A 19,093-nucleotide genomic window follows, 5' to 3' on the forward strand; every position below is an offset into this window, starting at 1 on the left:
CTGCTCCGAATCAAGGGGTAGTGCACTTCAAGGCAGCGGCAGGCGCCTCGGCAGTGCTTCCGAGAACCGTGTAGTTCACGGTTCGTGGTGTGCTTCCAATTGATGCCACCGTGGCCGTTCCACCGGCAACAGAGACCGGGACGACATCGAAAGGCGGCGTCACGCTTATCGGGACCTTCTGCATCACGCCATTCATCGACTGAAGCGAGTAGCCGCCGGAGGAAACGAGGCCGGGTCGGGCAACGCGCTGCTGGACTGAATTGATCGACTCCTCGGACATTTCTGTGCAAGCCACCCAGCTGTTGTCGGCGGAACGCACGATCCTCCAGCCATCGGGCATCTCAGTCGCGCGGACCGCCTCCGGCAGGCTCGGGAGGGACTTGATGGTCGACCAAGGCACGGACGTCTCGGTCGTCACTGCCGGTGGCGTCGACTTCATGTACTGATGCGAGGCGTAGACGAATGTCCGGAACTTCTCTACCTGAATCGCCGCCGTCACCTGCGGCGCGGCAACCCTGGCGCCGGCGACCGAGCCAGCCGGCCATAGGTCGTTCGCGGCCAGCAGAACACCTGCGATGACGGCGAGGATCGCGAGCAGGTACATATGGTCACGCCGAGGCCGCAGCCGGTTGACGTGCGTTGCGCCGCATGAACTCGATCCTGATCTGGTTCTTTTGGTAGCGGCTCTCGTCTTCCAGGGGACGCAGATCGCCCGATCGGATGATCACCCCGACTTTGGACGCGGGACCCTCGCTGGTGAGACTGTCCACCAGCAGTCGCTCTTCGGTCTGTACGAGCGACTGATAGATCGCGACACGCAGAACGTGTGCCAAGGTATGGGCATGCTCCCGCCCAGCCAGGTTGAGGACCGCCTCCAGCCCAGAGATGATGTCCGAAGCGAACGAGGTACAGATGACCAGGAAACCGTTCGTTGCCGCCCGCAGGGCCATCTGCGCCGCCGCCGCATCGCGCAATTCGCCCAAGTACATCATGAGGTCCGTACCCACAGGCTGGCTGCGAAGGGCACCGCGCATGGACTCGACCCAGTCGCGCCCGTCGTCACCGGCCACCGATGCCTGAGTGCAGTACCCCTCCCCATGCCATCCATTCAGCGGAAGTTCAGGCGGGTCTTCGACAGTGAATGCCATCCCCCCGAATTTGTGAAGGCGGCTGACGACGGTGGCCGAGGCCGTGTGCGTCTTGCCCGAGCCCGCCTGGCCGAGGATCACGATCAGCCCACCCTTCGAATACGAAGCATCCAAGAGCTGGTCGACGTAGACGCCAGGCATGGGGAAAGCGAGCTTTTCAAGCTTGGGCGGCTCGTCGCTGATCACCCGCAGGCGGTACCACTTTCCATCCACGGCGCGCTCGTCGAGCCGGCCACGGAAAAACGTTTGCGACGCGGAGTGGTGGATGAGAAAGTCCTTGGACGAGCTCGCCACCGAGTGGCAAGAAGCTGCCAGCTCGTGCAGGAGTGTGAAGCTCTCCTGCGGCGCGCGGCGCGGCTTGGGCCTTTCTCCAGCCTTCGCTCGCGGGAAGACCAGGCAATCCGCAGTGTCGACCGATGGCGAACCTTCCTTGGAACTCCAGCGGATGTGGAGATCCGTGAAGTCCCGCGGGTTGCAGGCCGCATCATTTCTCGCCTCGGAGGCGCTGAAGTCCCCAGTGGTCATGCTGCCGGCCTTAGTCCTGGTTGTATTGGGGGATCAGGTCGCAGGTCGGAGCCTGGTACTGCAGCACGATCTCGCCATAGCCGCCGCCTGCATTGCAGTTGTAAGACACGCCATCAAGCGGATTCACCGCGTTGTAGATGTAGCCGTGTTTGCCTGCTCCAGGGCTCAATTCAAAGTCGGTCGCAGTGGGAGGCATCGTCGCTGCGGCTGGGTCAGCAGGGCATCCCCAAACGCCGGAAGGATTGCCGGTTCTGCCCTGGCCGCCACCACCTCCCATCTGGTAGGCCTGCCAGCCATAGCCAGTCCAATGACCAATGGTGGTATAGGCACCTTGGGCGGTCCCGGAACCGCCGTACGCGCCGTAGCCCGAGTAGGTTTCTCGGCCGCCGTTGTAAAGCGACCCGTTGAGACCGCCCGCGGCCGAAGTACCGCCGGCAGTGCCGGTGCCGCCAGTGGCGGTCGATACTCCTGCGCTGATCCCTACGCCATTTGAATACTCGAAAGCGCCGCCGCCGCCCCCGTAGTACCCAGCACCGCCGCCACCGGAAATCCCGAAATACTCGTAGCCCGGTGAGCCGGTATAGCGGTATGAGACGAGGCCACCTCCGCCACCACCACCAAGAATGAACAGCAGCGTGTCACCGCTGCTGACCGTGAATGTTCCACTTCTGACCGTCCGTGACGCAGCTCCAGGCGTCTGTCCTGGGCCGAAAGCAACCAGGCCGCCGTTCTTCAGAATTGCCGAGGAGCCTCCAGCTGCCGCGAATTGCCCAAAGAAGGTCGAACTGCCTGACAGTGCCGCGAAGCTCGCTCCTCCACCGGTCATCTTGTAGTAGACGTTGATCGGCTTCGTGTACCCGTTCCAATTCCGTGTGCTCATCACGAGCGTCCGCGTCTGTGACGTCGGCGTGACCCGGCACATCGCGAGCGTTTCACTCGGGCCTGACCCGCTTCCTGAGCCGCTGCCAGTGATTCCCGACGGGAAATACATGTATCCAGCATTTGTGCCCGGCGTGACCACGACGCCGGCTGCGGTGGCTACGCCAGCGCAAAGGGTCGCGGCAAGGGCCAGAACGACCAGGGGGGTACGGAAGACTCGCATAGGACCTCTCACAAAAGCAAAGGAGCGGGGGCGAAAGCGCCCCCGCTCGTCGAAGGCGTCAGTTGAACTGCGCAGCGATCACCGGCGCCGACTCAGCGCAGCCGGTCGTCAGGTTGGTCGTGTTGGGCGTGGCGCTTGCGCTGGCCTTGTAAACACTGCCGCCCGACACCGCGCCCGTGGCGGCCGCCGCGGCGTTGCCCACGTTGATCACCAGCGCGTTGGACGCCAGCTTGCTCGCGATGGACACGCACACTTCCTTGTCGAGAGGCGACGTTGCGCCGCCCACGGTGATCGCGAACGTGCGCGTCGTCCCGTTGATGCTCATCGAGTTGCCGAAGGCATCCACCACGTTCGTGCCGTCGAACTTCATCGGCGCGTTGATCAGCGCCATGTTGTTGATGGCCGACGCGCTCAGCGCGGTGTAGCTGTTGGTCGGACCGTAGTAGGCCTTGACCTTGGACGCGATCTGCGCCAGGTCGGTCGCCTGCTGGTTGGACTTCTGCATGTACTCGGCGCGGGTCTGGTAGTAGAGGACCGCGCTCAGGATCAGCCCGACGATCGCCAAGCCGATCATCATTTCGATCAGCGTCAGGCCGCGCTGCAGCTTCTTGCCCTTGAGGGAAACGTTTTGCATGAAATGCTCCTTGAAAGAAAACCCGTTGAAGAAAAGCCGTTGAGAAAACTTGGTGTTGGGACGCCTCATCTGAGGCATCAGCCGCGTGTGGGACTTCGCATGTGCTGCATGCCTCCTCTCTTTTCGAATTCAGGCGCCAGGCACGTTGGCGGGAGCCGCGATACCCAGAACGCTGAGATAAATCCAACCGATCGCCGCGCCGAGGACGATCAGCATCACGTTGTTGACATAGCGTCCGAACACGACCTTGATGAAGGCTTGCGTGCGCTCAACCATCTGTTCGGCGATCGTCTTGTAGGCCAGCTTCGCGTCCCGCGAGAGGCCATACACACTGAAGATCCAGTGGTACCGCGCCTGGATGATTGACAGCAGCGTCAAGGCCTCGGAAGGCGTCTTCCCGTGCTTGAGCGCCACTGTCACGCGGTTGCACTGGAATCGCATGTACCTCGAACCGCCGGAGGAGATATTCTTGATGGCGTCCGCGAAGGGGATGCCAGCTCCGATGTAGCCCGAAAGCGCCACGAGCAGCGACGCACCTTGAATCGATGCGATGAGCGTGAAAGGAAATACTCTGCGGTCGCAGAACTCTCTGCGGTCGCCGATCCAATTTGGGGTCGCCCATGCGAGCGCAGCCGCAATGCCCGCAACGAAGGCAGCTGTGGCGAACGCAATAAGCCCGATGTTGTCCGCGACCGTCCCCAACATCTGTGCATGGCTTGGCCAGTTCACCCGCGGTCGGCTCGCCTCGAATTTAGGCAGAACTTTGACCGAGAAGTAGATGAGAAGGACGATCAGCGCGGAGAGGTAGAGCAGGGGTTTGGACAGCTCCGCCATCACCACCTTCAGCAGCTTCCCGTTGCTTTCCACGAAGCCCGCGGCGTTCCGAAATCCTTCGGCGAGCTGGCCACTGCTCTCCCCGGCCTGCACCAAGAGCGCCTCGGAGGGCGGAACAAGACCTTCCAGCTCCGTGCCGAAGGTGCGGTAGTCGGGCGCGCCTGGGCGCGGACCTCCACCCAGGCGCCGAAGGAGTTCCGCGATTACTGGCGTAAGCACATGCTTGGTCTTGCGATGCTCCACCACGATCCGCTTCAACACTTCGACCTGCGGCAGCCCATCGTCTGCTGACTTCGCCATGGCCTTGTAGAAGTCGACACGGTCATCGCCTCCAATGGAAAGCCGTTCGAGAAGGGTCAGAGATCCAGCCTGTGCCATGTTTCCCTCAGTTGGACCGGCCCATGCGGAACGGGCGCTGCTCACTGGCGGCCGCAGGCGACGACGCCTGGACGCGCGGGATTGCCAGTTCGGTTACCTGTTCCTCGACGTCACGCGGGTCGTGAATTCCGTTGCGAATCTTGGAAATGGCATGGCAGATGGCCGTCGGGCCAAGGCCGTCGATCGACAATTCCTGGTCCTGGAACCAGTGCGCAAGCGCGGCGAGTCGGTTGCCAGCTCGCAGATACCCCAGGAAATCCTCATCAGGCACGAGCACTTCGGCGCAGATGCTGCGGCCCTTGGTGCCCGTCCCTCGACAGTGCGCGCAACCGGCTGGGTTGCGATAGCGCACGTTGTGGTGTGGCTCGCTGATGCGATGCACTCGCTCAATGAGGTCCTCGTCATCGATGTAGCCGTTGGCAACCGCCTCGTCCCAAGGGAGCGCGCAATCGCACAGGTTAGGCACCAGGCGCTGGAAGATCACAACGCTGATGAACCCTTCCATGTACAGCACGTCCTCTGGCACGCCGAGCTGGCGCAACCGCTCAAAGACCGCGGTGGCCTTGAAAACATGCAATGTCGTGAACAGCTTGCGGCCGGCGATCACCAGGTTCTTGACCGAAGCGGCCTCTTCGTGGTCGCGAATTTCTCCAACCATTACGACGTCGGGGTCCTGCCGGAGGGTGCCCTTGATGAACGCGTTGTAGATGCTGCCGTCGCCCTTCTTCGCGATCCCGTCGCGGTCATCGGCCACGGGCATCTGGCAAGCGCCAGGGATGAGGTACTCCACCGGCTTTTCGATGGTGATGGTCTTGATGTTGCCGCGCCGCTCCCGAGTGCGACTCAGCATGGCTTGCATCGACGTGGACTTTCCGCTGTTGGTCGGACCCACCAGCAGCACAAGGCCCTGAGCGCCGATCAGGCCGCGCTCGATGGCCCGGTATTGCCCCGGGGTGTACCCGACGTCCTTGAGCGGCACCTCGGCGGCTTCCATGGTCAGGAGTCGCATGACCGCGTGAAAATTGCCCTGAGGATGAATCGGGCCCGACGAAAACCGGATCTGCACGGACTTCATCTGACCTTGGACCTCCAATTTCCAGTCAATGGAGGTGTCCAGGACTGTTTCGTGGGTCCATGAAACGCCTTTGCTGCCGGAGTCAGCGTGGTTGTTGTAGAGCACGCTGCATAGGTTGTGGGCAGCGTTCTGCGAAATCTGCGGTTGATCGATCAGTTTCCCGGCGATGCGAAACTTCACCTCTGCATATTCCGAGCGGGCCTCGATGTGCACATCGCTCGTGCGCAACTCCAGCGCCCTGCGGATCAGGTCCTTCGCGTCAACTTCGACCTCGGTGTCGGGACCGGCGGTGGCCCGTGAGTCCTTCACGTGTCGCTCGACAACCGCCTCCAGTAGCTGTTTGGAGATTCGCTTGACGTTTACTGCCCGATTGGAGGCCTTCAAGCGTTTCATCGTCTCGAACATGGCCGGGCGCGAATAGGCGGCTGGCGTCACGAGAAGGAACGCAACCTCGCTGGTCTGGATGATCGCCAGCTTCGACTGCCACATGGAATCCAATCCCATCTCGGCCATGGTCACGAACTTGCCGGACGGGAGGTCACGCATGTCGATGATTTCCTCATCCACCGTGCCCGTAACCGTGTCGGCGAACTCGCCGTGCAGGCCGCCCCCTTCGATCCGCAGTGCCGGAGCGGGGGCGAGCCGGGCAGTCTTCGCGCGCACACGGTCCACCTCGCTTTCTGTCGGCCTGCGGCGGCTGGTGAAGAAGCCAGAGAAGTCCATGTCGATCTCCTTTACTGAGCCGCGGGCACGACATATGTGCCCTCAAGAACTACGGTGACGTGTTTGCCAAGACCAACGAATTTGGCCGTCGACAACTTCACAGGAAAGCCGGACAGCGTCCGAACCAGGTCTCCGGCCTGCACCAATGCGAACGGTCCGGAGACCTGTACTTTCACCGCGCCTTTGAATCCAACAGTGATTGGGGCAAGGCCAAGATCAGGCGGCGGGCTCTCCACCTGGGCTTGCGCGGCCTCGACGGCCAAGCCCTGAACGGTCGTCAAGCGGTCAAGAATCGCTGCACGGACGTGTGCCGCGCTTGCCCACGCAATGGCTGGCGTCCGCTCTGGCGCAATCGATAGAGCCGTGCGAGTCGTGACGTCTTTGCCCGGATCCGTTCCGTCGGCGCCGAGCTCCGCCTTGTCCGCAATGAGGGCGAACCTGCCGGACCCCGCCCAGGCCGTCGTGCATTGCGTGAGGTCGCAATCAATCCCGCCCGGCACATAGCCGCCCTTGGAGATGGGAGTCTGCGTGCGAACCGCGTTCCACGACTCCCAGGCTGCTGCAGGCTGTCCGTGCACAAAGTCGCCGGCGACTTCGGCCTTCTTGGCTGCGACGCGTTTGGCGAACTCATCACGCAGGCGGCGGCGTTCAGCTTCGAGCTGTTCGGCGGTCATGCGCTTCTGAGCGGAGAGCTTGGCGTCCATTGCCGCCGCCTTCCTTGCCGTGTCGTACTTCTGGAATTCCTTCCAGCCGAACCAGCCGATCGCAGGAACACATAGCGCCATGACGACCATCGCTGCGACGCGTGGGTCCATTCCTGGCGTACGCAGCAGCATCGATTCGACGTGCGACTTCTTTAGACCCTTGGACTTGAGCGATTCGTCGACCTTCTCGAGGAGCTCGGCGACCGAGCCGCGACTACCCGGGACATCACCGTACGGCTGCAAGCTGTTGAACATGCTGAACGCCTCGGCAAATGCCGTCTTGGCGTCCTCCGCACTCAGCACCTGGTCTCCATAGCCAGGAACCGGGTGTCCGTCCTGCAGCACGCAGATCCATACGCGACCGTCCGGCAGGTTGTGCTGGATCAGGGCGTCCGGTGTGACCAAGCCCACGAGCGTCGCGCCGGCGTGGACTCTCTGCCGGCCTCCACCCGCCTCCCAGCCCAGCCAGGTCTCGCCGGTGTCCTCTCTGGTGAGGACCACCGCACGGGCTTTCGACTTGCTGATCTCCTTGAGTTGGTCGCGAATGCCAACCTTGGACTCCGTGTAGACCCATTCGAGTCCCACTGCAAGCTTGTAGTGACCGATTTCTGCTTGCATGGCCTATCGCGCGGCGGGTGCGGCAGCTGCTTGGCCGGCGGTAATAGGCGCCCCCGCCACAGGCGCAAGGCCAGGTGGGGTGCTGGCCGGGGCGGGCGCCGGCGTTGCGGCCGGGGTGCTCTGCCCTGGCGCGCGCGGCGCGGGCAACACCGAAGGCGGCGCGGGCAACAACTCGGGAGGAAGCACCCCACCGCCACCGGGAGCCCCGGGCGGCAGTCCTGGCATCCCGGGGCCCGCCGGCCCGGTGGTCGCGGCGCCGGCCATGAATTCGAGGGGCACCGTCCGCGCGCGCTTGCCTTCTCCGACCTTCACGGCGACGGCCCGGGGTGTGATGGATGCAACGACGAGACCTGGGCGGACAGTGTCACCCTCAGAATAGTTGCCCACGACGCCGCTCGGTTGCATGAGGCGCGCCGTGAATCTGCCTTCGATGCCCATGATGGAAACGACGGAGGGCATTGCGGCGGCACCAGAGCCCGCCACCGCGCGCAAGGCATCGTTCAGTTCCTTTTCCTTGCGCAGCAGATCGATCTGCGCATCCATTTCCGCGCGCCGGTCGTCATAGCCCTTCTGGGCGAGAACGGGTGCCCCGAGGAAGAGCGAAAGTGCGACGGTGGAGAGGCGGAAGGACCACTTAGACATTTCGGTGGCCCCCCGCAACTTGCATCACGATGACGAGCATCTCGCGGTTGATCCGAGCTGTCCCGGACGCGCCACCGAGCGACAGCGCGCGGTCGGTTGTGTCCCGCGACTGGTCGAATCCGAACAACACGATGCTCTCGCCGTCACGCAAGAAGGCCTGCTGCTGCAGCGACTGCGAACTGATCTGCGGAGTCTGGATGATGTTGGCGCCGCTGCCGACCTGGTTCAGCGCCGTGAGCGCCGAGATCTGCAACTGGTACTGCAGCAGGATGCGGTTGTCGCCCAGAATGGTCGGGATGAAGTTGCCCGTGAAGCCGACAACCCGTGTACCAGGCGTCATCGTCGTCGTGGTGCCGACATTCGCGGTCACGGTCGTGGCCTGCTGCGCGAGGTAGCTCACTTCATTGGCCACCTGGATGGGCGAGGGCTGCCCGTTGATCGCGAGGACCTGGCCTTGCGTCTGGAGCGAAACATTGCCGAACTGGCTCAGCGCCTGGACAAGCAGCTCGCTCCCGCTGAAGCGGCTCGTGCCGTTTTGGGAGATCGTGAGTTGGCCAGGGATCAACCCGGCAGGCTGGATGGGCGCCGCTCCCACCACGGCCATGCCCAACCCGCCCATCTTGCGGTACAGCAGGTCCATGCTGAACCCGGCTGATGCGTCTTGCGACATCGTGAGGTTGTAGATCTTCACGTCCACCATCACGTTGCGGGCAAAGCGCGCATTGACGGAGGTAACGTAAGCCTCGACGCGTTGGATCGCATGCGGGCGGGCCGTGACCGTGATGAGGCCCAGTTCGGGATTCGCGGCGGCGCGGCCCGCGCTTCCGCTCGCCGTCGTAGTTGACTGGCCTGCTCCGCCCGTCCGATTCCCGCTCTGCTGATTCGTTTGCGAGCTGCTCTCGTTCAGGATGCTCTGGATCCCGTTCATCACCGAGGTCCAGGGATCGATCGTCAGGTTCTGGGTCACTGCGACCTGCCCTGCCCCGCTCGAGCCGCCACCGCCGCCGCCGCCGGTGTTTCCGCCGACGCCGCTTAGCGAGATCGACGCGTCGACCTTCTTGTTGCCCGGCGGCAGGTAGAGCGACAACGTCTTGGTTTCGAACCGGAAGACCTCGACGGTCTTGGTCGCGTGGTTGTAGCGCCAACTCGCATTGGCGCGGGCGGCGAGATCGTCCAGCAGTGACCGCAGCGTGCCGTTGAACTCCATCGAGACCTTGCCGCTGATCTGGCCTTGCCCGGACGAGGAGGCGCCCTGCTGCGGCCCCTCATTCACTTGTTCGACGCCGCGGATGGAGACCCCGGCAACCGTGGCGATCGCATCCAAGGCTTCAGGCAGCGATTGGGCGCCCTGCGTGGTAAAGGTCACCTGTTTCGCAAAGATTTCGGGCAGCGAGCCTTGGGCGCGCAGAACGATTTCTTCGCCGGCAAGCCGGGGCCGCGCAGTTTGGCTGACCGAAGCCTTGGTGGCCGACGCCACTGCCTGGTCGCGCAGTGACTCCGCCTTCTGTTGCGCCTGCTCGATGCGCTTGGGCGCCTCCACCATGGTGGTGCAGCCGCCGAGCGCCATCGCCGCGGCCAAGGCCGCTGCGGTAATCCGATGAAATTTAGTCATTGCGCACTTCCGTTGTCACGACTTCCATGACCTTATTTCCGTTGCTGATCCGCAGCGCGACGGGCTTGCCTTCGTCGCGAAGAATGTCGATGACTTCCGAGATCGCCACGGACGCGTCCGCCGCCTCGAATCTCGCATCGCGTAGCGTCTTCCAGGAGAGCGTGGGCTGCCACACGAGCATCCAGCCGTCTTTGTCGGCCCAGGCCTTCAACCCCAGATGAATCGGCTGGCCGGTCTTAAGCGAATAGTCCGGTGCCGGCGCACTCGCGCCCGGCCGCGCCGGCGGCGCGAAAGGGAGCGGCGAGCCATCCTGGTAGGGCTGCGACGTCACAGTGATGCCGCTCTGAGCTGGCGCGATTGAAGTGGCGAAGGCAGACAACACAGCTATCGCAATCAAGGTTGTGCGTTTCATCAGTCCAAAGCGAGAAACCCTGCCCTCTAGGGCGGGAAGGGATGGCACGCCGCGCGCAAGCGCAGCCCTGTTCTCACATTCCTTTCGTTGCTGTGCCATCTTAGGTATACTGTCTTTATGTACAGGCTGGCCACGCCGAGACCGACAACCGCGACGCGCGTGCTGCGCGTGCGCGTGAAGGATCGGCACAAGGTGTGGCTGTCTTCGCTCGCGCGCGAAGTGAACTTGGTCTGGAACTACTGCAATGACTTGCAGATTCGCGTCTTCGAACGCGAGCGCAAGCTCCTTTCGGGCTTTGACTTTTGGCCTTACCTGAAGGGCAGCACCCGCGGCGACGCCGCGCTGCTGCTGCCCGTGCAGGCGGTACAGGAGACAGCCGAGCAGTTCGCCAGAAGTCGCAAGCAGCACTCCAAGGTACGGCTGGCCTGGCGCAAGAGCGGTGGCGCTCGTCGCTCGCTCGGCTGGGTGCCCTTCAAGGTGCGCACGATCCGTCATGCCCACGGTCAGGTGTACTTCGCGGGCCGCTGGCTGTCCCTGTGGGACAGCTGGGGCCTGGGAGGCCATGAGCTGCGCGCGGGCAACTTCAGCGAGGATGCGCGCGGGCGCTGGTATCTGAACGTCACCGTTACGGTGGACGTGAGGCGTGGGGCCCCGGAATTGCTTCCACGTTTGCCGGCCCAGGCCGATGCCATTGGCATCGACCTGGGCCTGAAGGAGTTGGCCACCTGCAGCGACGGCACGACGGTTGCCGCACAGCGCTTCTATCGCAACATCGAACCCGCTCTGGCCTCCGCCCAGCGTTCGGGTAAGAAGCAACGCGTGAAAGCGCTTCACGCCAAGATTGGGAATCGCAGGAAGGACTTTCTGCACAAGCTGACCACGACGATGGCGCGCAGCCATCACGTGGTGTGCGTGGGTGATGTGAATGCGAAGGCTTTGGCCCGCGGCCGGCACGCCAAGAGCGTGCTGGATGCGGGCTGGAGCACGATGAGAACCATGCTTCGGTACAAATGCGCTGACGCAGGCGCATGGTTCGTTGAGGTGCCCGAAGCGGGCACCAGCAGGATGTGTTGCGCCTGCGGCGCGGCCAGCGGCCCACAAGGCGTCGAGGGCTTGGACGTGAGGCAGTGGACTTGCGACGTGTGCCGGGTCGCGCACGACCGCGACGTCAATGCCGCACGGAACATCCTGGCCCGAGGAGTGGCGATCCTCGAGGAGCAGTTTGCCGCCGCAGGGGAGGCGAGAGCCGTTGAAGCTGCGGTGAATGAGGTGGGCGGTCTGCATGGTCGTTCTGCCGGGGCCGGGCATGGCCCTCCAGTTGTGGGAATCGCGGCCCTTTAGGTCCGAGAGGATGTCAACTATTCCCCAGTGATCTGAAGCACGTTGTTCGAGTGAGCCGTAGCGCGAATGCGATAGCCAGCGCCCTTGAGTTGACGGACGACGACTTCGGCCGCCTGCAGGAAGTCCGAGCGTTCCACCACCGCGTCGCCGGTGATGGGGACATTCGGGCCGCCTTCCCAGACAAGACGCCAGCCCGAGGCCTTCGCCCACCGGTCCAACATCCGCTGGATGGTTTCGTCGCTCTTGCTCATTGCCCAAGCGCCGATGGGCGCGCTTGGCGCCGCCGGGGCGGATGGCGCCTGTGGCGCCTGGCGAGCGCGGTCCAGCATTTCCACCGCCGCCGAAGGACTGATCTCTCCCGCGCGCAGACGTCGCACGATCTCTGCGGGAGACTCAGCCGCCGCGCCGCCTGCAGGCGCGGGCCGTTCGGTCCGCACGGCCATGACCAGCGGCTTGTCCGTCTCGACGACGACGTTTGACGGCCAGAGCTGCCCCTTGGCCACGCCGGCGACGCCGATGCGCGCCGTGATGCGCCCAGCGTCGACCCCCGCGCGGACCAGGGCGGCCGTGAGTGCATCCGCGCGGGCGCGATCCAGCCCTTCCTTCAGCGTGTCATCGTCACGTCCGATCACTGTCACGCGCGCCCTGGGGCCGATTCCCTTGACTAACGCCAGAACTGCCTTGCGCGCATCAGCGGTGATCGTGGCCTGGCCGCGCGCAAACAGGACGGCCGCTTCGTCGCGCCGCGGCTCAGCATCCACCCAGTGAACGGCGTCCCCCTTGCGCGGCGTTGCATAGCTGTTCCGGTTCAGGGCGTCGTCAGTGCCCATCGACACTGGAGCCAGTGAAGCGACAAGGCGCGCGCCATCGGGAAGGGCCCCGCCGTTGTAGGGCGCAGTGGCGCCGCCTGCTGCCACGGCGGTCAGCTGCGGCGCGTCGCTGCGGCCGCCACCAACATGAACCACGCTGGATTGCGAGCGGCCGACCTGCAGGACGAATCGGCCGTGCAGCTCCGGCACGCGCACGTAGGGTCCTTCGAGCACAGGCATCTGCAGCTGCGGCGTTCCAGTGCGGTGGCTGAAGATCGCGGGCACCGGCTCTCCGGCACGGAACTGGAAGAAAGTCGAGCGCCCGTCGTCGAAAACCTGTACGGGCCGCGCTCGGCTGTCCCCTTCGGCAACATAGTTGAAGTCGTAGCTGCCTACTCGCGCGGAGTCGGCACCGAGCACGGGCACACCGGCAAGGAATGCCAGCACGAGCGTCCAGCTGACAAAGCGCCGCATCCCGTGGCTCGCGGAGCCCTGCGCGCTTTGAAATTCCCCGTGAGGGTGTTGGGTAGTTGCCATGTCAGTTCACCCGGTAGGACTCGGGAAACACCATGTCCGCAACGACCTCGACGTTGATTCGAGTGCCCTGCTGGATGGTGATAGTTGGAGGGATGACGCGATTGCGCTCGAGGATCGACTTGCTGACGTCATTCAGGACCTGGCCTGCCGCCGTTGCCGGTCCCGTCGCACCGATTTGCACCACGCCCTGAGGCTGCTTCGTGTGATCAGCAAGGATGGCGATCAAGAAGCTCGTCCCGAACATCTTCAGAAAGTGGTTGTTGACGTCGCCGGTCATCCCGGAGGTACCAGCCAGATCAGTTCCGCCCGCAGCGGGAAGATCGAACGAATAGCCGTTGGGAAGGATCAGGCGTTCGAAAGCGAACAGCAGCCTGCTCTGACCCACCTTGACCCCGGAGTCGTAGCGACCGATCAGCGCGCTACCCATCGGGATGAGGAGTCGTCCATCCGTGTCATAGACGTTTGATGCCACATGCGCCGTGACGCGCCCAGGCAAATCCGAATTGATCTCCCGCCCAAGGACGGCCGGAATCATCTTTCCCTGCCGGAGCACCAAGCCCTGCGGGCCATGCGAGCCCCGGATCACCTTCCTCCGGGCTGCGCTCGTGTCCTGCTCGTACTCCTTGATCCAGGCCCCTTCGGCCTTCGGTGCGGCCGCGCCAACTTGCTGCATGATCTGCTTGCGGATCGCTTCGACTTGCGGATTGACGGACGCACTGGGCGGCTCGCTCCCGCCTGCTCCCTCGCCGGCTCGGGCCGCCACGGTGCGCAAGGCCGGTACTGCGTCGCGTCCAGCCTCGGGCGACTTCGCGTCGTCGAAGTCCTGGACCACGGCTTTCGCCATGCGCGCGGTCGCCTCCATTTCCACGTCGCGCTCGCCAACGGTTGGCACGGCCCGTGTGGTCGCCGCTGCACCGCGCAGCCGCTTGTCGTACAGAGCGGCCGTGTTGTCGTCTCTGCGGACACCCTGGGGAATCGGAGGCAATTGGCCCGCTGAGGCAGGAGCCGCCGGCGCACTCGCCGCGCGCGCTGCTGTACGTGCCGCCTGCGCTTCTTCGTCCTTGAGCGCCTGCGCCGTGCCGACTTGCCGCACGTCGCTCTGCCCTTTTCCTGGCGTACCCGGCTGCGGGGGTGCTTGGCTCGGAGACAGAGCAAGCGAGCCCAACAAGGCTACGACGAGCGCGCCCAAGCCGAGTGCGATGAGCGTCGAGCGGCGCAGCGGAATTCCCGGCTTCGGCGCATCCGGCTCGACGATTGGCTTGTCGGAGATGGCCATGGGTCAGTTCTGAACCGTGAAGCCCAGGAAATTGCGCTTGGGCGCAACCTGCTGCACCCGGACTTCGGCGCGCCCCAGCTTGAGAACTGCAACCGGCAGCAGTCGATGGGCCACCAGGTAGTCGCCTTTCACCTCGAAGTTCACGAGACCGTATTCCTTCTCGTCCGTGACCGCGAGGAGCGCAGGCAGCTCCTGAATGCTGGCCGGCAGCTTCATGTAAGTGAACTGGCCGTCATCGAACACAACCAGTGGGCGAAACGGTGCGTCGCCGTGAACCTCGTAGTTGAAGCGCAGCGCCTCAGGCCGCAATCCCGGCAGACCGTTGACGGACCCCAGTGCCCCCGCGCCGAGAGCCCCCTGCTGCTGCGGTGTGGACTCCGTTCGGGGAGAACTCGGTTCGCGCACCTCGTAGTCGACGACGAGCTCGCTAGGATAGACCCAGCTGACACGCTGATACCACTTCTTGCCGTCGCCCGTGGAGCGTAAGACGAACTGGTAGCTGCGGCGATCCGTGATCACCGTCATCGACGTTTCCTGACCGTCGTACTTCGGCTTGACGAACAGGTGCTTCCTGTTCTTCGCAGGACTCAGCTCCCAATTGGCGTTGTCACCGGCGACGACGGTCTGGATTTGCTCGTCGGCCGCGAACTGGACATGAGTCACCGCAAGTGGCTTGGCCAGCAACAGGAATGTGTTGTCAGCGTCGTAGGCGAACTCGACGAGTCGCGAGTCCCCCCGCAAGGGTGTCGCCACTAGCTCCGCGCCCGCTGGGGCGATGCTCGCGAACACGAGAGCGGCAGCGAGAAGGCCTCGCCGGAGGAAGCGCCGCGCGCGGAAATTCCGGTTGCATATCACGGTGCGCGCTCCTCCGTATCGGCAAAGAACGTGACGAAGAGGCCCAACGGGTTCGACAGCAGATCCAGCTCCTGCTTGGCCGGGACGAGGCTGTAGTTCAGGGTGACCCGGAAGCGCTTCACCTTGTCCGGCGTCGGGCTGGTCGGCCCGACGCGTTCGGCGGTCTGAAGGAAGATGAATGCGGTCCCGCGCTGGGAGACGTCCACGGCGGTGACGCGAACCTCGCGGACCAGATCGGGCTCGCGCTGGATTCGTTCGAAGATGCGCTCGCGGGTTCGGAATTCCGCGAACTGGCCCACAGCCTTTTCCGCGGTTCGCAAGTTGGCCCAGCGCAGGCTGTCGCGGCTGCGAATCGGATCGATCGCGTAGACGGCTTCCGCCCAGCGCGCGAGCTCCGCTTTGACCACCGCGAGATTCGGATCAACCCGCTGGATCTCAACCGGTTTGTTCACCACGCCCGTGATCGGGTTCACTTCCACGAACCATGGGCGAATTTCCTTGAGCGGCATGACACTCGCGACGGTTCCGACGCACGCGAGCGCCAGCACCACGGCCGCCAGCGCGATCATGAAGAACCGCGCCTCGTTGACCTTGGACGAGCCCCAGATCTCGGCGAACTTGCCCGCCGCATCGTCATAGAGCGAGTACGGGGTGTTGGGCGCGTTCTTGAGGTAGTCGCTTTGTGCGACGCGCTCAGGTTGCGCCTGTGGTGTGCGGGAGAAAAGTTTTGAAAGTCCCATCGGCTACCTCTGAGGTGATCGTAGGAGCGGCATGTATGAGGACCCCCTTGTTCAACGCACGTGAACCGGTGCGTTGAGCGCGGTCATCAGGTCTTTGTGCGACCTGCGCCGGCCCGCCTCAGAAGAGGCGCTCGATGACCGAGCGCCCGACTCCCACCAACGCAAGGACGAGCCCGACGAGTCCCATTGACGTGGCGACGGGATGGGCAGAGGCCAAGTCAGTGACCGAGCGACGCACGGCCAACGGCGGATGACGGTCAAGCAGAGCGCCGCGTGCGGACAGGAGGGTTTCCTGGTCCACCGACTCTGGTTCGACGTGATCCAACGCGTCGTCGATCAGTGCAAGGCGGACGCGAGGCTCTTCCCTCTCAATCCTGACCAACCAATCCGCGATGTCTTCCGCGGACTCAGGCGTTTGGGATTCGTCGCCTTCACGCGCCAGAATCTTGGCCAGCCGGCGCCGCTCGCCTGCACCGAGTTGGACTGCCTGCTCGAGAACGTTGGTGTAGGTGGGCGGGTCGGTGGGGTTCATTGCGGCGCGTCGAAGGCGACGGAGGTGGACGTAGTGCTGGCGCCGGCGGCGACCGAGCGGCGACCGGCAGCACGGGGAGCGACATAGCCGCACTGCGCTTGGGACTTGACTGCCAATGTGGGGCCCGGGACCACACGCCATCCGACCAGACGATTCCAGATCAGGCCCGCGTACCGCTGGTTGTGGCAGGGTGAGGCGCTGTGGTAGGTGCCGATGCCGTACCAGGTATTGCCGTGCGCGCGCAGCTGCTGCGCAAGATGCCAAGCCGCCACGTAGGTCGCCTTGCAACCATCCATCAAGTCCGCGGGCGTGACGTTGTGTGCAGCAAGCCGGCCGAAGTGGATGGAGTTGATTTGTGCCATGCCAACGTCGATCGACCCGTTCGCGTTCCGGTTGAATGCGGCCGGATTGAAGCCGCTTTCAACGCTCAGGATGGCACGCAGGATCCAGGGGTTGACCACGTGGTAGCGCGCTGCGGCCGCCACACACGGGGCGTGCGCGTCCAAGTTGGCGGGCACCGAAGACAGGTCGGTCGGCTGCGCCCATGCCCCGCCGGCGCATGCCAACGCGGCCAGCGCCCATGCGCGCCTGCTGGGGGACAAGTAGGAGGGGCGGATGTTCATGCTTGCCTTGCCCCGGAATCTTCACGGGGACTCGATGGCAAGCGGACCCGCTCAACGGCTTGTCGGGCGGCCGTAGAACGGGGTGTCGGCCTGCCATCCCCAGCCCAGCAGGGCTGGTTGACGCCCTGCGCTATGCTCGCTGGCAGGAGGATCCCACGTGGCGCGAACGATCTACGACAAGCCAACCCGCTTGCTGCTGAACGACATGATCGCCGCCTGGAGCTTGAAGCCGGGCGAGGTTTTCACTTCCGGCCGTGCGATTGATTGGTTCGCTGGCAAGTATCCGAAGCTCAGGCCCGGGAGCATCCGGGCGCACCTGGTGCAGGCGGCGACGAATGACCAGAGCCGATTGCACCACTCGCCAAGCGAAGCCGACGACCTCTTCTTCAAGGTCGGGCCGTCGCAGTTCCGTCTCTACGAGCCGGGCAAAGACCCGGCGCCGATTCGGGAGAAATTCGCGGGTGATGTGGCTCAGCAGGAAGCCACCGAGCCCGAACAGGGAACCGAGGACGCAGAGGCGCGGCCCGGGTCCTCCCAGTTCCTTTGGGAGAAGGATCTCCAGCAGTACCTCAGCCGGAATCTGGAGATTCTGGAGCCGGGCCTCCGCCTGTACGAGGAAGACAACCTCAAAGGCATTGAGTTCGATGCTGGCGGCCGCTTTATCGACCTCCTGGCTGTGGACAAGACCGGCGCCCTGGTGGTGATCGAACTGAAAGTTTCCAAAGGCTACGACCGCGTGGTCGGCCAGCTGCTTCGCTATGTCAACTATGTTCGCCGCGAACTCGCGGCGCCGGGACAGCGCGTGCGCGGCATTATCATCTGCAGGAACATGACCGAGGACTTGCGCCTTGCCTGTGCGAGCATTCCGGATGTGGAGCTGTACGAGTACCAACTGTCCGTCACCGTGCAGCGCGTCGAGGCACTACCACTCCCGAAATAGATACTTTCGGTCGGCTATCGGCGCGTGCGGCAGAATCGCTAAATGACCAACATTGCTGCCACGTTCAAGTCCGAGATGGAGCGCATCGCCCGCAAGGTCCTCAAAGCCGATGCGGACGGGTTGCGCAAGCAGTCCACGCGCCATCGCGCGAGCATCGCCTCACTCAAACGCGAGATCGAGGCCCTTCGTCGAGAAGTGAAGCGCCTGGCGAAGGGGAACGATGCTCGGCCCTCGGCCGATGCCGAAGACGAGGACCAGCCCCTCCCACGTTTCAGCGCCACGAGGCTCGCCGCCCATCGCGCAAAGCTGGGCCTGTCCGCGGCCGCATACGGCAGCCTAGTGGGCGTGAGTGGCCAGTCAATTTACAAGTGGGAGCAAGGAAGTGTGCGTCCCCGTGCCGCGCAGCTGCGCTCCCTCGCTTCGATCCGCGGCCTCAGTAAGCGCGAAGCGCAGGAGCGGGTGGCGGGCTAGAGCGTCCCAGGCTGCGAACCTAGGGCCGACCGCAGGGCCGAGAGCTCAATGCCGCGCTCCTGCATCACGCTCAAATAGGCCTCTTCTACCGGCATGCCGGCCAGCACCTGGCTTTCGAGCTCGTCGCGCAGCGGCAAGACCAAGTTTCGATCCAACGAATCCTTGTAACGTCGATAGAACGCGAGGACGTCATTCCCGGCCCGTGATCGCTGCTCCTCCAGGGTCAGCTTCCGAGACAAAGGCGTGAGGATGCTGTAGAACTGGGTCAGCGTGTTCTTCCGCGCCTCGACCTCTGCCACCGTGTCCCATCCGAGGATCGACTTGGTCCACTTCGCAGTCATCTGGTTGGTCACCGTCGCGCCGTGCTTTTCGCAAAGCGCATCGTAGGTGCGCCGATGCGCAGCTGAATGCTCGATGATGGCCAACAGGTTGTCGATGACATGCTCATCACACACGACTGCTCCCTCATCCAATACCAGCTGGACGAGATCTCGAATGTCCCTGGTGACCGGCTCGCCCATCGACTGTCTCCGTGATCAGGTGTTGGCCGTCCATCTTACGC

General features: G+C 63.9%; 20 protein-coding genes. 3 read left to right on the forward strand and 17 right to left on the reverse strand.

The genetic code is table 11. The features are described from left to right. Window positions 1-10: 10 nt before the first annotated feature. From FN976_RS10935 to FN976_RS10980, 10 genes are all read right to left on the reverse strand, one after another. Complete coding sequence (locus FN976_RS10935; protein ID WP_145893036.1) at window positions 11-604, reverse strand: hypothetical protein; 594 nt, start codon at window positions 602-604, stop codon at window positions 11-13. Window positions 605-608: 4 nt separating this feature from the next. Further along, on the reverse strand, window positions 609-1,673 hold the full coding sequence (locus FN976_RS10940) for an ATPase, T2SS/T4P/T4SS family (protein WP_145893037.1): 1,065 nt from the start codon (window positions 1,671-1,673) through the stop codon (window positions 609-611). Window positions 1,674-1,683: 10 nt separating this feature from the next. Continuing rightward, window positions 1,684-2,775: a hypothetical protein gene (locus FN976_RS10945; RefSeq protein WP_186510827.1), complete on the reverse strand. Its 1,092-nt coding sequence runs from the start codon at window positions 2,773-2,775 to the stop codon at window positions 1,684-1,686. 58 nt (window positions 2,776-2,833) lie between these two features. Further along, a complete protein-coding gene (locus FN976_RS10950; RefSeq protein WP_186510845.1) occupies window positions 2,834-3,409 on the reverse strand; it encodes a type IV pilin protein in 576 nt (191 codons plus the stop codon). Window positions 3,410-3,538: 129 nt separating this feature from the next. Further along, on the reverse strand, window positions 3,539-4,621 hold the full coding sequence (locus tag FN976_RS10955; protein ID WP_145893040.1) for a type II secretion system F family protein: 1,083 nt from the start codon (window positions 4,619-4,621) through the stop codon (window positions 3,539-3,541). A 7-nt stretch (window positions 4,622-4,628) separates the two neighbouring features. Continuing rightward, window positions 4,629-6,419: a GspE/PulE family protein gene (locus tag FN976_RS10960; RefSeq protein ID WP_145893041.1), complete on the reverse strand. Its 1,791-nt coding sequence runs from the start codon at window positions 6,417-6,419 to the stop codon at window positions 4,629-4,631. 11 nt (window positions 6,420-6,430) lie between these two features. Further along, complete coding sequence (locus FN976_RS10965) at window positions 6,431-7,741, reverse strand: type IV pilus inner membrane component PilO (protein WP_145893042.1); 1,311 nt, start codon at window positions 7,739-7,741, stop codon at window positions 6,431-6,433. Between the two features lie 3 nt (window positions 7,742-7,744). Next, the gene (locus FN976_RS10970; protein WP_145893043.1) at window positions 7,745-8,383 is read right to left on the reverse strand and encodes a hypothetical protein; all 639 of its coding nucleotides are present in this window, start codon (window positions 8,381-8,383) and stop codon (window positions 7,745-7,747) included. Beyond that, a complete protein-coding gene (locus FN976_RS10975) occupies window positions 8,376-9,962 on the reverse strand; it encodes a Type II secretory pathway component PulD-like protein (protein ID WP_186510828.1) in 1,587 nt (528 codons plus the stop codon). The genes FN976_RS10970 and FN976_RS10975 overlap by 8 nt, the downstream gene beginning before the upstream one ends. A gap of 25 nt (window positions 9,963-9,987) precedes the next feature. Beyond that, complete coding sequence (locus tag FN976_RS10980) at window positions 9,988-10,407, reverse strand: TcpQ domain-containing protein (RefSeq protein ID WP_186510829.1); 420 nt, start codon at window positions 10,405-10,407, stop codon at window positions 9,988-9,990. Window positions 10,408-10,524: 117 nt separating this feature from the next. Between FN976_RS10980 and FN976_RS10985 the strand changes: the two genes are divergently transcribed. Next, window positions 10,525-11,748, forward strand: a complete 1,224-nt coding sequence (locus tag FN976_RS10985) for an RNA-guided endonuclease InsQ/TnpB family protein (protein WP_222432798.1) — start codon at window positions 10,525-10,527, stop codon at window positions 11,746-11,748. Between the two features lie 17 nt (window positions 11,749-11,765). On the opposite strand, the gene FN976_RS10990 is transcribed toward FN976_RS10985, so the two are convergent. The 6 genes from FN976_RS10990 to FN976_RS11015 form a co-directional block, all read right to left on the reverse strand. Then, window positions 11,766-13,031: a TcpQ domain-containing protein gene (locus FN976_RS10990; protein WP_186510830.1), complete on the reverse strand. Its 1,266-nt coding sequence runs from the start codon at window positions 13,029-13,031 to the stop codon at window positions 11,766-11,768. A 64-nt stretch (window positions 13,032-13,095) separates the two neighbouring features. Continuing rightward, window positions 13,096-14,370, reverse strand: a complete 1,275-nt coding sequence (locus tag FN976_RS10995) for a TraB/TrbI/VirB10 family type IV secretion system protein (RefSeq protein ID WP_145893047.1) — start codon at window positions 14,368-14,370, stop codon at window positions 13,096-13,098. Window positions 14,371-14,373: 3 nt separating this feature from the next. Next, complete coding sequence (locus tag FN976_RS11000) at window positions 14,374-15,159, reverse strand: TrbG/VirB9 family P-type conjugative transfer protein (protein WP_145893048.1); 786 nt, start codon at window positions 15,157-15,159, stop codon at window positions 14,374-14,376. Between the two features lie 62 nt (window positions 15,160-15,221). Beyond that, window positions 15,222-15,965 (reverse strand): VirB8 family type IV secretion system protein, encoded by a 744-nt coding sequence (locus tag FN976_RS11005; protein WP_145893049.1) that lies wholly within the window; start codon window positions 15,963-15,965, stop codon window positions 15,222-15,224. 118 nt (window positions 15,966-16,083) lie between these two features. Beyond that, entirely contained in the window at window positions 16,084-16,497 is a 414-nt protein-coding gene (locus FN976_RS11010) for a hypothetical protein (RefSeq protein ID WP_145893050.1), read from the reverse strand. Next, entirely contained in the window at window positions 16,494-17,120 is a 627-nt protein-coding gene (locus tag FN976_RS11015) for a lytic transglycosylase domain-containing protein (protein WP_145893051.1), read from the reverse strand. The genes FN976_RS11010 and FN976_RS11015 overlap by 4 nt, the downstream gene beginning before the upstream one ends. Window positions 17,121-17,277: 157 nt before the next feature. Here FN976_RS11015 and FN976_RS11020 point away from each other — a divergent pair, with 157 nt between their 5' ends. Both FN976_RS11020 and FN976_RS11025 read left to right on the forward strand, forming a co-directional pair. Further along, complete coding sequence (locus FN976_RS11020) at window positions 17,278-18,060, forward strand: endonuclease NucS domain-containing protein (protein WP_145893052.1); 783 nt, start codon at window positions 17,278-17,280, stop codon at window positions 18,058-18,060. Window positions 18,061-18,102: 42 nt separating this feature from the next. Further along, on the forward strand, window positions 18,103-18,531 hold the full coding sequence (locus FN976_RS11025) for a helix-turn-helix domain-containing protein (protein ID WP_145893053.1): 429 nt from the start codon (window positions 18,103-18,105) through the stop codon (window positions 18,529-18,531). On the opposite strand, the gene FN976_RS11030 is transcribed toward FN976_RS11025, so the two are convergent. Further along, the gene (locus FN976_RS11030) at window positions 18,528-19,052 is read right to left on the reverse strand and encodes a hypothetical protein (protein WP_145893054.1); all 525 of its coding nucleotides are present in this window, start codon (window positions 19,050-19,052) and stop codon (window positions 18,528-18,530) included. The two genes, FN976_RS11025 and FN976_RS11030, sit on opposite strands and share 4 nt — an antisense overlap. Between the last annotated feature and the right edge of the window lie 41 nt (window positions 19,053-19,093).

The sequence above is a fragment of the Caenimonas sedimenti genome, assembly GCF_007833165.1.
Lineage (GTDB): Bacteria > Pseudomonadota > Gammaproteobacteria > Burkholderiales > Burkholderiaceae_C > Ramlibacter > Ramlibacter sedimenti.

Bases quoted from the DNA above. Each gene is read 5' to 3' on its own strand.
- FN976_RS11005 (WP_145893049.1), bottom strand. From the start codon at position 15,965: ATGGGACTTTCAAAACTTTTCTCCCGCACACCACAGGCGCAACCTGAG.
- FN976_RS11015 (WP_145893051.1), bottom strand. From the start codon at position 17,120: ATGAACATCCGCCCCTCCTACTTGTCCCCCAGCAGGCGCGCATGGGCG.
- FN976_RS10950 (WP_186510845.1), bottom strand. From the start codon at position 3,409: ATGCAAAACGTTTCCCTCAAGGGCAAGAAGCTGCAGCGCGGCCTGACG.
- FN976_RS11030 (WP_145893054.1), bottom strand. From the start codon at position 19,052: ATGGGCGAGCCGGTCACCAGGGACATTCGAGATCTCGTCCAGCTGGTA.
- FN976_RS10980 (WP_186510829.1), bottom strand. From the start codon at position 10,407: ATGAAACGCACAACCTTGATTGCGATAGCTGTGTTGTCTGCCTTCGCC.
- FN976_RS10995 (WP_145893047.1), bottom strand. From the start codon at position 14,370: ATGGCCATCTCCGACAAGCCAATCGTCGAGCCGGATGCGCCGAAGCCG.
- FN976_RS10960 (WP_145893041.1), bottom strand. From the start codon at position 6,419: ATGGACTTCTCTGGCTTCTTCACCAGCCGCCGCAGGCCGACAGAAAGC.
- FN976_RS11010 (WP_145893050.1), bottom strand. From the start codon at position 16,497: ATGAACCCCACCGACCCGCCCACCTACACCAACGTTCTCGAGCAGGCA.
- FN976_RS10955 (WP_145893040.1), bottom strand. From the start codon at position 4,621: ATGGCACAGGCTGGATCTCTGACCCTTCTCGAACGGCTTTCCATTGGA.
- FN976_RS10940 (WP_145893037.1), bottom strand. From the start codon at position 1,673: ATGACCACTGGGGACTTCAGCGCCTCCGAGGCGAGAAATGATGCGGCC.
- FN976_RS10985 (WP_222432798.1), top strand. From the start codon at position 10,525: ATGTACAGGCTGGCCACGCCGAGACCGACAACCGCGACGCGCGTGCTG.
- FN976_RS10945 (WP_186510827.1), bottom strand. From the start codon at position 2,775: ATGCGAGTCTTCCGTACCCCCCTGGTCGTTCTGGCCCTTGCCGCGACC.
- FN976_RS10990 (WP_186510830.1), bottom strand. From the start codon at position 13,031: ATGCGGCGCTTTGTCAGCTGGACGCTCGTGCTGGCATTCCTTGCCGGT.
- FN976_RS10935 (WP_145893036.1), bottom strand. From the start codon at position 604: ATGTACCTGCTCGCGATCCTCGCCGTCATCGCAGGTGTTCTGCTGGCC.
- FN976_RS10970 (WP_145893043.1), bottom strand. From the start codon at position 8,383: ATGTCTAAGTGGTCCTTCCGCCTCTCCACCGTCGCACTTTCGCTCTTC.
- FN976_RS11025 (WP_145893053.1), top strand. From the start codon at position 18,103: ATGACCAACATTGCTGCCACGTTCAAGTCCGAGATGGAGCGCATCGCC.
- FN976_RS10965 (WP_145893042.1), bottom strand. From the start codon at position 7,741: ATGCAAGCAGAAATCGGTCACTACAAGCTTGCAGTGGGACTCGAATGG.